Annotated in this window: 12 protein-coding genes; 2 read left to right on the forward strand and 10 right to left on the reverse strand. The window is 39.7% G+C overall.

Annotated features, from left to right (window positions below; genetic code table 11):
• Positions 1-52: 52 nt before the first annotated feature.
• Together FCN14_RS05255 and FCN14_RS05260 are read right to left on the reverse strand one after the other, a co-directional pair.
• Positions 53-1075: a serine hydrolase domain-containing protein gene (locus FCN14_RS05255; protein WP_171032817.1), complete on the reverse strand. Its 1023-nt coding sequence runs from the start codon at positions 1073-1075 to the stop codon at positions 53-55.
• Positions 1076-1347: 272 nt separating this feature from the next.
• Positions 1348-3426, reverse strand: coding sequence for an amino acid permease (locus tag FCN14_RS05260; RefSeq protein ID WP_138430033.1), 2079 nt, complete (start codon positions 3424-3426; stop codon positions 1348-1350).
• Positions 3427-3976: 550 nt separating this feature from the next.
• Here FCN14_RS05260 and FCN14_RS05265 point away from each other — a divergent pair.
• Both FCN14_RS05265 and FCN14_RS05270 read left to right on the forward strand, forming a co-directional pair.
• A complete protein-coding gene (locus FCN14_RS05265; RefSeq protein WP_138430035.1) occupies positions 3977-4444 on the forward strand; it encodes a TspO/MBR family protein in 468 nt (155 codons plus the stop codon).
• 30 nt (positions 4445-4474) lie between these two features.
• Positions 4475-5641 (forward strand): lycopene cyclase family protein, encoded by a 1167-nt coding sequence (locus tag FCN14_RS05270; protein WP_138430037.1) that lies wholly within the window; start codon positions 4475-4477, stop codon positions 5639-5641.
• A 4-nt stretch (positions 5642-5645) separates the two neighbouring features.
• Here the strand turns inward: FCN14_RS05270 and FCN14_RS05275 are convergent, their stop codons facing one another.
• The 8 genes from FCN14_RS05275 to FCN14_RS05310 all read right to left on the reverse strand — a co-directional run bounded on the left by FCN14_RS05275 (position 5646) and on the right by FCN14_RS05310 (position 12231).
• Complete coding sequence (locus FCN14_RS05275) at positions 5646-6722, reverse strand: AI-2E family transporter (protein WP_138430038.1); 1077 nt, start codon at positions 6720-6722, stop codon at positions 5646-5648.
• A 41-nt stretch (positions 6723-6763) separates the two neighbouring features.
• Positions 6764-7474 carry a PIG-L family deacetylase gene (locus tag FCN14_RS05280; RefSeq protein WP_171032818.1) on the reverse strand — a complete coding sequence of 237 codons (711 nt, stop codon included), beginning with the start codon at positions 7472-7474 and terminating at the stop codon, positions 6764-6766.
• A 115-nt stretch (positions 7475-7589) separates the two neighbouring features.
• Positions 7590-8324 carry an ABC transporter ATP-binding protein gene (locus tag FCN14_RS05285; RefSeq protein ID WP_138430042.1) on the reverse strand — a complete coding sequence of 245 codons (735 nt, stop codon included), beginning with the start codon at positions 8322-8324 and terminating at the stop codon, positions 7590-7592.
• An 8-nt stretch (positions 8325-8332) separates the two neighbouring features.
• On the reverse strand, positions 8333-9697 hold the full coding sequence (locus tag FCN14_RS05290; protein ID WP_138430044.1) for an efflux RND transporter periplasmic adaptor subunit: 1365 nt from the start codon (positions 9695-9697) through the stop codon (positions 8333-8335).
• Positions 9698-9709: 12 nt separating this feature from the next.
• Positions 9710-11083, reverse strand: coding sequence for a TolC family protein (locus FCN14_RS05295; protein WP_246043101.1), 1374 nt, complete (start codon positions 11081-11083; stop codon positions 9710-9712).
• Between the two features lie 105 nt (positions 11084-11188).
• Entirely contained in the window at positions 11189-11572 is a 384-nt protein-coding gene (locus tag FCN14_RS05300) for a hypothetical protein (RefSeq protein ID WP_138430046.1), read from the reverse strand.
• A gap of 4 nt (positions 11573-11576) precedes the next feature.
• Complete coding sequence (locus tag FCN14_RS05305) at positions 11577-12017, reverse strand: hypothetical protein (protein WP_138430048.1); 441 nt, start codon at positions 12015-12017, stop codon at positions 11577-11579.
• Position 12018: 1 nt separating this feature from the next.
• The gene (locus FCN14_RS05310) at positions 12019-12231 is read right to left on the reverse strand and encodes a hypothetical protein (RefSeq protein ID WP_138430049.1); all 213 of its coding nucleotides are present in this window, start codon (positions 12229-12231) and stop codon (positions 12019-12021) included.
• Positions 12232-12263 lie beyond the last annotated feature (32 nt).

The raw sequence follows: 12263 nt of genomic DNA on the forward strand, positions 1-12263 counted from the left end.
CCCCACTTTTATCATAAATCGGTAACCAAATTAAGAATTCTATATTTTCCTTTTATTCCTGCAGGCTTTCAAGTAATATCCTAGCCAGCTTGTCAATTTTGCTGCTTTCTTTATGCCCGGCAGATATGTTTGATAATACAATCACTCCTTTCTTCTTTTCAATATTCAGTGTCATTGAAGACCGATACCCACCTGTACCTCCATTGTGCCAGTGCCACCGATCTCCGGAATCTCTTTTAAGAATAAACCAACCAAGACCAATATCCAATTTATCATTTACCGTAAACGTTTTCTGATGCATCTGATGATAGAAAGAATCCTGGGCATTAAAATTAGCAATCCCAAAATTTGATAAATCTTTAACCGTAGAAAGGATAGCCCCTGCTCCATTTAAAGCGGCTATATCCCAATTTGAGGTAACACTCCCCCTCTTAGATAAACCTAGCACCAGTTGTTCTTTAATCTTATTACGTGCCGTTGTTGTACTCGTCATTTCCAGCGGAGAGGCAATATACTGCTGTAACATTGCTTCATATGGCTTTTGATCTACTTTAGATAGTACATAGCCAAGTATTCCTGCTCCTAAATTTGAATATTGATGTTCAACTCCCGGGGTAGTTTCAACTTCCATCTCAGTACTCATATATTCTCTGAGCATTGCCTCATCATAATCTTTGTAGGGGTTGTCCATATGCCAAATTGATTCCCATATAAATCCTGACGGTAGATGCGGTAGCCCCGAAGTATGGTTCGCTAACTGTTTAAAAGCTATATCCTCTTCAATATTTAGAGTGAAATTTAAATAGCGCTGAATAGAGTCACTGATTTTAATCTTCCCCTCATGAGACAGCTGAACCATTAAAGCAGAAGTAAACACCTTGGTTAAAGACCCAATCTCGAAAACCTTGTCTCTATTTTCTATAGTCTTTAGAGTATCTTGCTTCCTTATTGCCCCATAGAATGTTGTTATACTGTCATCAATGATTCCAATAGCCAACTGGGTATTATTGGGATAATATTTTAAAACAGATGCAATGGAATCTCTCTGTTCCCGACTAACCTTATTATCAGTCACTAGTCTATTAATTGCTATTAGTGGCTCACTAATACTACTACAAGCTACCACTAGAAACAAAATCCCGAAAGCCGCTAATAATCTCTTCAACATCTATCCCCCGATGAATCTTTTAATACTTTTTCAATAAACCTAATAATGCGGTTAATTTAGATAATCGACGGCATATTTTTAAATATTCAGATCCGACTGGGAATCTTAGTTAATAGCCAATTAAACATAAAGTCCCCAGATCTATTTTAATAAAAGGAATTTGCTCGCCCCATTCTCACTCAGCCACTCATAAGCTGCTTAATATCCTCCGGCTCTCCAATTACAGAAAGCTCATCACCTGGCTCTAACTTGGTATGTCCGTGAGGAATTACAAGTTCACCATGTCTGTATATGATAGCTACCAAACATTCTCCCGGCAATGAAAGGCTCCGAATATTTTGACCGATTTTATCACGGAAATAAGGATTATGATCAACAAAAACATGAGAAAAATGCTCATCACTCATTAATACTTCACGCAACTCTTTTTCAGTGGAAGCCTCTTTCCATCGGGTGTTAAACGTATCAACCTGGATAATTTCAGCCACATGACCAATTACACGTAAATCAAGCCCTGGTTCATTCTGGGGTGTAATCAAAAATATAATAGCATGAACACCGGTATTCTTACCATTTAGTAATAGTTCATATCCTGCTGGTAACCGATAAACAACCATCTCTGCTGTAGATACCTCTGGCAAACTCACATAACAAGAAACAACCCCATTTCCCAAGGATGAAAGCTGATATTCACTCCTCTTAGTTAACTCTCCGGATATTGTTTCATTATCCAGTATAACTCTTTCAGCAAAAATTTCGGCGGCATCCTTAGTCAGCTCATCCAACTCCTTATCTTCATCTTCAATATCAATTATTACACTTCGGGCCACAATTTCTTCATACGATAACCGCTTGGGTGCATTTTTTTCATTCACTATAGATAACAATTCATGTTCCAAGGCCTCATAGCGTTTACGCCCTAAGCGCTCATGGACATGAAATATAGCTCCCTGTCTTTGCACGTTTTTATCCACATAATAGTAGTACCATGCCACACAAAACACACTAATTACTCCCGTAAAGCTTACGGCCAGAAGTCCCATTTCAGCGATTAGCCACACCGATATTAACATCCCCGCAATTTGTACCCAGGGATAGAAAGGAGACTTAAAGCCCGGAGAATAGGCCGCTATCTTACTTTCTCTCATTACTATAACTGCAAAGCAGAGCAAACCAAATAGTAATAACTGAAATGCACTGGCAAGTTTTGCTACAGCTTGCACATCAAAAGTTAGAAGTATCACTATCATACAAACAACAGTTACCATAATAGCCACGGTGGGGGTTCCCGTTTTTCCCACACGGCCAAAAGCCGGGCTCACCAACTTATCCCGAGCCATTGCAAATGGATACCGTGATGCCGACATAATTCCTGCATTACCTGTTGAAGCAAATGCTGCCACAGCTGCTACCACCATAGCAATCACCCCCCATGAGCCGGGCAACCACGATAGAAATTGCTCTCCTGCATCAACAACAGGGGTAAGGCTTTTATAAAACTCACCTGGCTCAAGCACACTCAACATTATATATACTCCCAGTACATAAATCAGTATAGCCGTAATTAACGACAGTCCCATGCCTAACGGGATGTTGCGATCAGGATTTTGGACCTCTTCAGCCACACTCGCCACTTTGGTTAACCCCGCATACGAAACAAATACAAGACCGATAGTTGCTACAAAACCATGCAAATCATTTCTAAAAAAATCACCATAACTATCAATCCCCCCACTAAGTTTAAAAGCTGGTACCGCGGTAAGCCCCTGAATAACAAAAATACCCATTATTACAACCAGAATCGTTACCAAAACCCGCTGGAGCATCGTAGTTTCTTTGGCACCAAATACATTCAGTATCCCAAAAATCACTGTAAGTACTAATGCCAACAGGGTAAATGAGATATCCAAATACAAGGAAAGGTATGCCCCCATTCCGATAAGTGCGAACGAGCTTTTAAACATCAATGCGATCCAGGATCCCAGTCCCCCAACAGTACCAACCAATGGTCCCAAACTCCGATCCAGGAAATAATAAGCTCCTCCTGCTTTGGGCATAGCAGTGGAAAGTTCAGCTACACTTAACATCGCCGGCAGAATAAGTAACCCTGATGCAAGATAGGCCAGGTAAACGGATGGACCTGTTTGTGCTGCAGCTAAGCCGGGTAAAAGAAAAAAACCGGAACTGAACATTGCACCCGTACTGATTGCAAAAATATCGAATAGACGTAATTGTTTCTTTAATGTCGTCTTAGCCATGCTGTATTTATTGTTAAATAATTTAGACCAATTTTTGGCCTTTTAAAATTCAATAATTTTTTCGAGTAAAAAAAGTTCCCTTGAAGAGTATCAATAAGTAGAAAATAACACCATACTTATCCCTATCATTTCAAGAAGGATCACTATTTTAAAATATTGGTCTTCCTGTCTAACGTACTGATATAAGTAGAATTACAGATATTTTAACTGCATATTAATGTTCTAAAATATCCATTGAGTGATAGCTTAGATCGGCTTTCCGATATAACGAGATTGGCAAACGGTGATTTATTGATGTGAGAATCAGAAAGGTTAAGTAAAACATAGCCAGAGGCTGTTAATTAAAGCGTAATTGCAGTTTAGCTAATTCAAGGGAATTTACCGCTATTAATGAAATAAATACAACTTTTTTTGGGTCATTATTGTATTGATAACAATTTGTTAATAATAAACCGACGTAATAAACATGGGTACTTAGAAACATGGTAAATGTTTATATCATATTTTCTGTTAGATTGTTTTATTATTTCTAAAGAACATTAGCTGAACCATGAAAAAATATAAATCCATTATTGGGCTGATAAGCTGGATTATTATTTGCAGCATGGCAGGTATATTTGGCGCACAGTTTGAGCCCGGCACCTGGTATGAAATTCTGCAAAAACCTACATGGACTCCCCCTAATTGGGTATTTCCAGTTGTTTGGCCCATTCTTTATATGATGATGGGAACGGCGGCATGGCTTTTATGGAAAAGAGAAACCGTCTCTGTCAGAGATCATGCTTTTACGTGGTTCTTTGTACAGTTAGTACTAAATGCACTCTGGTCTTGGTTATTTTTTGGAATGCATCTTATTGGTACGGCTTTGGCAGAAATTTTCTTACTATGGATAGCTATCATTTTTACCATACTCCTATTTTGGAGACAAAAGCAGATAGCTGGTCTGCTACTCCTACCCTACTTGGGATGGGTTAGTTATGCATCAGCATTAAATTTCGCGATCTGGCAGCTCAATTAAAATTAACACTGTAAATAATTTATTTGAGTAGTGAGTCATCAATACGACTATATCATTGCGGGAGCGGGTGCAGCGGGACTCAGTTTAGCCTGGGAGTTATTGCATTCCCCACTTAGAGATAAAGAAGTGCTAATTGTTGATTCTGACCTGGAGCCAAAAAATGAAAAAACATGGTGTTTCTGGGATTCAGGCGCTCCCCCATTTGAAGACATAATATATAAAAAATGGAATCAGATTGAACTCAGTATTTTTGGTGAGCACGTTGTACAATATCTTGATCATTATCCATACTACTGCCTGCGAAGTATTGATTTTAAAATGAAGGTGTTCGAGGCATTAGAATCGGTACAAAATTTCACTTTGAAAGAAATGGATATCGTGGATATAACACCCACATCTGCTGGTGCAACTCTGGTAACATCAGATCATTCTTATACTGCAGAATATATCTTTCAGAGCTGTTTTCTTCCTCACGAGCATCTTCAATCTACTCCCAACTATCCTTTAGTACAACATTTCTTGGGATGGGAGATTCAATGCCAAAAGGCAATTTTTGATGATTCCATACTTACCTTAATGGATTTCGATGAGACTGTTGATGATTATCTCGCCTTTATGTATTTGTTACCTTGGTCAACCAAAACCGGGCTTATAGAATACACCGTTTTTTCAGATCAATTATTAGAGAAAAAAGAGTATGAAGAAAAAATATCTCTATACCTCAATAACAGATTTGGTCTACAGCCTATTCATTATAATATAACACGTCGAGAGTTTGGGAAAATACCAATGCAAGACCGGCCGTTCGTGCCTTGGTATAAACCCAACATCCTTAATATTGGCACTGTTGGTGGCCGGACTAAACCATCTACTGGTTACACTTTCAAACGCATTCAGCAACAGGTAAAAGATATTGTTGCGGGGCTTTCCACAGATGAACACCCCAAAGCAGATCCGCCTTCACAAAAACGGTATCGAGCCTACGATCTTTGGTTGCTACATATTATTCACAATCATCCTGAAGAAGCTCGAAAAGTTTTTAATCATCTATTTAAGAATAATTCCATTGATGAAATTTTCAGATTCCTTGGTGAAGAGACAACCATAATGCAGGATCTACATATTATGAGCAGTGTCCCTTACCTCCCCTTTTTACACGCCATTTGGGAAAGTCGAGATAGAATTTGGGAGATATAACTATTCATTCTTCCGTTTCTAAATGGGCTGCATTATAGTCAGGATGATCACCAAAGAGGTATCCGTATGGTTTAAGTCCGTCAACCTGGTCAAAAACACATTTTAGAATACCGAGAAAAGGAACAAATAAAATCATTCCGGAAATCCCCCAAAGTTGACCACCGATAATTAAGGCAATCAGTGCCATAAAAGGGTTAATGCTTACACTAGAACCAATAATATTCGGGGTAATAAAGTTGCCCTCTAAAAATTGTACTGCTGCAAAAACGCCCATAACAGCCAGTGGATTTAATAAAGAATCCGTAAATAATAACGCAAAAAGGATTGCCGGCAAACTCCCAATAATGATACCGATATAGGGAATAATAGCCAACACAGCTGCAAAAACAGCAAAAAAGAGCACATGATCAATGCCCACAATCCAGAGACCTATGGCATTTAGTAAAGCTAAAATGCTAATCACCATCATCATTCCCACTAAATAGCTCTGTGTTACATGCTGTATACCGTCAAGCACCGAATCTATCTCATCATTCTTCCCCTCCACTGCCTTGTGTAAAAAGGTACGATACATCTTTTTATAATACATCATAAAGAATACAAAAAACGGCAACAGCCCAATAGTTGTAAACACACTGGTAGTAGCCCCTAGGGCCGTACTTATATACTGTCCACTTTTATCAACTACAGTCTCCAATCCTCGTTCTAAAAATTCAACCTGTCTGTTGGGCGATAGGTTAAATTTTACCTGTAAAAACTGAATTAAATCATTACTTACAGCCTGAATTTTTGCATTCGCCTCAGGCAGACGATCAGCAAATTGCACCAGCTGAAACGACAATAATGAGATAATTCCTCCCAATATTATTGTTACCAACAGCATACTAGTAATAATAGCCAACACCCTGTTAAATTTATATTTCTGCAGCCAGTTACTAATGGGTTGCAATAGCATGGCCAAAAGTGCAGAAAAAGCCAGAGGCATCAGAATAAACTTACCATATGAGAAGAGCAAAAACACCAGGAAAATACCTAATAAAATAGTCGTTCCTTTTAGCCAAAATGGATACGATTTACCCATGCTTTGTCACCTGCCTCATCTATTTGACAATTTAATCATTATTACTTCTTTAACTGCTCATCCAGTGCCTGCAATGGCGGATCAAAGTTTTCTTGAAAAATTTCAAACGGCACTCGGTATCCCACTTCTTCTTTTACATTGCTCTCCTCTATTACTTGCTGATAGGTTTCATAACAATCAAGTGCATCCTCAAACTTCTGATAGTCTTCATCATTTGCCTCTACCCAGCAATCAATTTCTGCTTGCTTTGAAGAGCTGAGATTAAATTTCCCTCCACTATCATCCTCGCTAAAACGTGTAAAAAAGGCAAGCCGGCGGGGGTAAGATTCACCTGATCTCCTTAAATCACAATATACGTTCTTTACCACCGCATGGCTTACTAAATGATCTTCGAATCCACTAATCCCATGAACAGCGTAAGTGACCAGTATATCCGGCTTGATTTCTTCCACATGATCACGAATTACAATTTCTATCTCTTGGGGATCTAACTCTTTTAGCCCGTCATCAGGAAGGTCACAAACCTTCATCCCATTCAGATCCAAAACATTTTCAACACACTGCATCTCCTTATACCGGATCTGCCCCATCTCCTCTTTGTCAACCCCCAAGCGAAACCGTTGCTTGGTAGCTTCTCCTTTAGTCAGGGTCAACAAGTATACCTCATCTCCCTTTCTGCGTTGTGCTGCAATCGCCGGCGCCGGACCAAATGACTCATCATCGGGATGTGGGAAAACGTATAGAATTTTCATAATCGATTGTTACTAAATTAAATAATAATGAGTACCTCGATTTTAACCATATTTTATGCAACAAAAAAACCCCAACATTTCCAAGTGTTGAGGCTTTAAACTCTTATGGTGAACATTACCCGGCTTTGGGTACTCTTATCTCTATACCCTCCAAAGCAGGCTTTTCCACTCCTTCGTCACTTTCAATCTCACCATCTCTCAGTCTTATAATACGACGGGCATGATCAGCGATATCCTGCTCATGAGTAACAACAAGAATGGTATTTCCCATTCTATATAGCTCTTCGAAGAGCATCATTATTTCATTACCGGTTTCAGTGTCAAGATTACCGGTCGGTTCATCAGCCAGAAGAATGGATGGATTGTTTACAAGAGCTCTTGCAATAGCCACGCGTTGGCGCTGCCCACCGGATAGCTCATTGGGTTTATGGTCAATACGATCTCCCAGTCCTACCCTTCGGAGCGTTTCAGCAGCTCGTCTATGACGTTCTGCAGTCCTTATCCCGGAATAAATAAGTGGAAGCTCAACATTTGATAAACAGTCTGTCCGCGGTAGCAGATTAAAAGTTTGAAAGACAAACCCAATTTCACGGTTGCGAACCTCAGCAAGATCAGCATCTTCAAACTCACTCACATCCTGCTTGTTAAGAATATAGGTTCCCGATGTAGGTGTATCCAGACAACCAATAAGATTCATGAGCGTTGACTTTCCGGAACCTGATGGCCCCATAATGGCGATATACTCGTTTTCCTGGACATCAAATGAAACTCCATCAAGAGCACGAACCTCTTGGGTTCCCATCTGGTACACTTTCGTCAGATCGTTCACAGTAATAACTGAATTTGACATGCTTACCTTTAATTTGAAACCAGGTCGCTATAGATCTGGTTATTAACTTTTACTTTGTCTCCATCCGAAAGTTTCTTTGATAACGTCCGATAGCTCCCGGTAACAATTGTATCTCCCGCCTCAACTCCATTTAAAATCTGAATATGTGTATTGTCACTAATTCCCGTCTTTACCTCGCGCCGTTTAGCAATGCCATCCTCGACTACAAAAACGATCTTCCGGAGGTCCTCTTTTGGAATAACAACTTGCTTGGTAGTATCCGTTTTTGTTGAGTCATCACTAGCTGAGGAGTCAGCAAAATCGCGTACTGTAACCGCCTGTATAGGAACCGATACCACATTTCGCGCTGTCTCAGTCTGCACATCTACCGATGCGGACATCCCCGGCTTAAAAGATGGTGTAAACGTGCCCTCAGGCACTTCTCGAGAGGCTTTTGGAACAATACGCTTATTGCCCGCCATATTGAGGTTGTGGGGTGTTAAAACCCGAATTTTCACTTCATAGTTGGTCACCTGTTCTGCCGTGCCGGAACCCGATACATCCGCAGAATTAGCAATTTCTGTCACTAATCCTTTAAAAGTTTTATCCGGGTAAGCATCCACCTCGATATTTGCCGTATCTTCTACCGATACATTCACAATATCATTTTCGTTTACCTGTACCTGTACTTCCATCTGGTCCATCTTGGCAATGCGAAGCAGTTCGGTACCGATCGATTGGGTATTACCGAGCACGCGTTCGCCAACTTCTACCGGAAGCTTGCTTATGGTTCCTTTTCGAGGTGCTCTAATAATAGTCTTTTGAAGCTCTTCTTTGGCCTGCTCTAACTGCGCCTCAATGCTTTGCACTTGGTATTTTGCGGCCTTAAAGCTCGCTTTACGCGCCTCAAAAGCCGTTTTAGTACGAATATATTCCGACTCTGAGATAGCCTCAGACTCATATAATTTCTTGTTCTGCTGATAGGTATTCTTAGCTTCTAACAAGTTTGCCTTAGCCTCTTCCAATCGAGCTTTTTGCGTCAGCATTGAAGCATTAATCTCATCAATACGAGCCTGGTAAATATCTGGTTTGATACGAACAAGCAAATCCCCTTTGGCAACATAGTCTCCCTCTTTAATTGGTAGTTCAATAATTTCACCGGATACTTCGGGACGCAGAATAACTTCTACCTCTGGCTGTATCTTTCCTGACGCTGAAACTTCCTGAGTAATTATTTTCAACTTTGCCTCTGAGGTTTCAACTTCTGTTTTAACTCCGCTTCCACCCAACCATCCCATCGATTTAGCAACCACCAGCCCCACTCCCAGCGTAATAACAAGTCCCCCAACTACATATAGTAACTTTTTTGTAGCTGATTTTTTTTGTTTAGCCATCCTTCTCGCTATTTAATTTAAAGATATATCTTGATCAATCTTACCTAAATAATAGTCTAACAACTTCTCTTGAAACACATATCGGAAAATAGCTTGGGCTCTGTTAGATTGAGCTTCAATATATTGTGCATTAGCATCACTAAGCTCAACTAAAGTTCCGGCGCCAACCTCATATCGTTCTTTTTGTGTTTGATACGATCGTTCAGCAGCCTGTAAAGCCTTTTGAGTTGAACTAAGTTGTTTTACATATGATTGATAATCATTATAAGCCTGTCGTACCTCTTTAAGTACTGTATACTTCAGATTCTGATATTCTAATTTGCTATTCTTATACGTTATCTTTGAGCTCTGAACATTAATGCGACTATTCAAATTGTTGAAAATCGGAATATTTACTGAAAACCCTACGTATTTATTTACACTTTGATCAAAAAACTGATCTGAGAAATTTACTGCTTCAGCAGTTTGGGGACCTGTTCGCAATCTGTAGGTATCATAATAGCTACTACTTATACCTATATTTGCAGAAAGCGAAGGATAGTAGCTGGCACGTGCCAATCCTAAATCCTCCCGATTACGTTTAATCAATAATTGTTGTGCCTGCAAATCTTTCCGTTCACTTAATGCTTGGTTGATCAATTCAGAAAGTTCTAAAGATTTTGCAGCAGGTGTTAAATCCCTGAGGTCTGGAGCAATAAACTCATACTCTTTTTGAGGATCAAGTTGCAGTGTACCAATAAGTTGTGTTTTACTGTATGACAAATCATTCTCACGTTGAGTAACTGTTAGTTCGTTGCTTGCAACAGTAGACTCTTGATTATATAGATCTACAGTAGGACGGGATCCAACCTCTACTTGAGCTTTAACCTGCTTTAATTGTTCTCGCGCCGATTCCAAATTTCGTCGGGCAATCTTAAGTAATTCTTTATTTAAAACAACCTGTAAAAACCCACTAGCTGAATTGAAGATAACAGTTTGTCTTGCCCGATTTTTATTAGCCTGCTGATACTTTTCATTCAACTGGTTACGACGAAGATTGATGATATTCGTAAACCCCTCAAATATTGTAAGACTAGCACTAACTCCCCCACTAAGAGAATTACGGATCGTATTCTCAAGCTGCAAAGTAGTGTTGTTAAACTGCTGACCTTGGGTACTACGACCACTAAACTGTCCATTAATAGAAGGCAAAAAATCAGCTTTAGCACCTAATATCTGCTTTTCAGCAAAATTCAAATTATTATTTGCCTGCTTCAGCTGATAATTATTTTCCAGAGCGATATCAATAGCGTCTTGCAGCGATATTTTTTTAGTCTCTTGAGCGATTGTGGTAGTTGCCAGACACAGACTTACAAATAAGAATAGAATCCCTTTGCGCATATCCATAAAAAATTGGTTGTAAATTATTTGATTTGTGCAATTACACGAACAACATTAGTAATTGTTACAGTGAGATGTGGCTTTAGTAAGTAAAAAAATAAAAAGGAGTTGTTATTCTTCTTCAGTACCGTTTGAAACTGATAAATGCTCCTCGGCTTTCTCTTCTAAAAGCTCCTCAACATAATCTGTTGCATAATTGATCGCTTTACGAGTTGCCAGCCTTTTTAGTTCAGACAGCAAAGCACCGCTGAATTCTCCGGCTGATGAACTTTTGCCGGATGAGCGGCCCCGGTGTCCCAATAAAAATCCAATAACTGCAGCGCTCCCTACAATCGGCAGTGGATGCTCCCTAATAATTGATTTGGGATCCAGTTTGGTACTCACATCATCACGTACACGGTCAATAGAATCGTCCAGCTCTTCCTGGATCTCTCCCAGCTCTTGTTCCAGTTCTTTCTTCTTCTGTTCAAGTTCATCTATTTGATCTTTAGCCATAATACTAATCGTCTTTCTGAGTTTTTGATCGAGCAGATTCTGTTGTGTCTAATTTCTTTTGAGGAAGCTCTCCATTCTGATTAATAGCCTTAATCACCTCGGCCTCAAACATCTGCTGCAGACGTTTAAATAGTCCATCCGGCTTTAAATAAACAAACAAGAGGCCGGTCAATAGCAGGGGCAACGAAACGAGTACATATCCAAGGCTATCACTTCCCAGCAGATCTCCCAAATAGATCGCCAGCGCAAAAAGAAGGAAGCAGACGCCACCCAATATCAACAAAGCACCCGCCCCCCGATGTAGTGATGCTGCTATCCAACCGGACAAATATTCCCCGGTATTAAGCATCATTAACTCAATACGTTTTTCAATATATAGCTTTAGATCTGCGGAAATTCGTCGAAACTGATTTCCCAATCGATCTTTGCTCTTTTCCTTTTTCATATTAATCGTCTGAACTCAATAACTTACCTAAAATATATCCGGCTAATAATCCCCCTGCCACACTCTTTACCGGGTGCTTTCGGATTATTTTCTCAGCTCGTAACTTTAGTTCATCAATACGTTCGGCCAATTCTTCCTCTTCTACCATACGTCGACCGCGATCAAGTGTCTTATCTAAACGTTCATTAATATTTTCAAGTATCTCTTCGTCCATAATTATATGATTTCTTAATATCTGATATCAGC

Source organism: Fodinibius saliphilus, from assembly GCF_005869845.1.
GTDB classification, from domain to species: Bacteria; Bacteroidota; Rhodothermia; order Balneolales; family Balneolaceae; genus Fodinibius; species Fodinibius saliphilus.

What these genes read in the sequence shown, in the direction of transcription:
- FCN14_RS05310 (WP_138430049.1), bottom strand. Translation starts at nt 12,231, where the DNA reads ATGGACGAAGAGATACTTGAAAATATTAATGAACGTTTAGATAAGACA.
- FCN14_RS05300 (WP_138430046.1), bottom strand. Translation starts at nt 11,572, where the DNA reads ATGGCTAAAGATCAAATAGATGAACTTGAACAGAAGAAGAAAGAACTG.
- FCN14_RS05285 (WP_138430042.1), bottom strand. Translation starts at nt 8,324, where the DNA reads ATGTCAAATTCAGTTATTACTGTGAACGATCTGACGAAAGTGTACCAG.
- FCN14_RS05280 (WP_171032818.1), bottom strand. Translation starts at nt 7,474, where the DNA reads ATGAAAATTCTATACGTTTTCCCACATCCCGATGATGAGTCATTTGGT.
- FCN14_RS05265 (WP_138430035.1), top strand. Translation starts at nt 3,977, where the DNA reads ATGAAAAAATATAAATCCATTATTGGGCTGATAAGCTGGATTATTATT.
- FCN14_RS05305 (WP_138430048.1), bottom strand. Translation starts at nt 12,017, where the DNA reads ATGAAAAAGGAAAAGAGCAAAGATCGATTGGGAAATCAGTTTCGACGA.
- FCN14_RS05295 (WP_246043101.1), bottom strand. Translation starts at nt 11,083, where the DNA reads ATGGATATGCGCAAAGGGATTCTATTCTTATTTGTAAGTCTGTGTCTG.
- FCN14_RS05275 (WP_138430038.1), bottom strand. Translation starts at nt 6,722, where the DNA reads ATGGGTAAATCGTATCCATTTTGGCTAAAAGGAACGACTATTTTATTA.
- FCN14_RS05260 (WP_138430033.1), bottom strand. Translation starts at nt 3,426, where the DNA reads ATGGCTAAGACGACATTAAAGAAACAATTACGTCTATTCGATATTTTT.
- FCN14_RS05290 (WP_138430044.1), bottom strand. Translation starts at nt 9,697, where the DNA reads ATGGCTAAACAAAAAAAATCAGCTACAAAAAAGTTACTATATGTAGTT.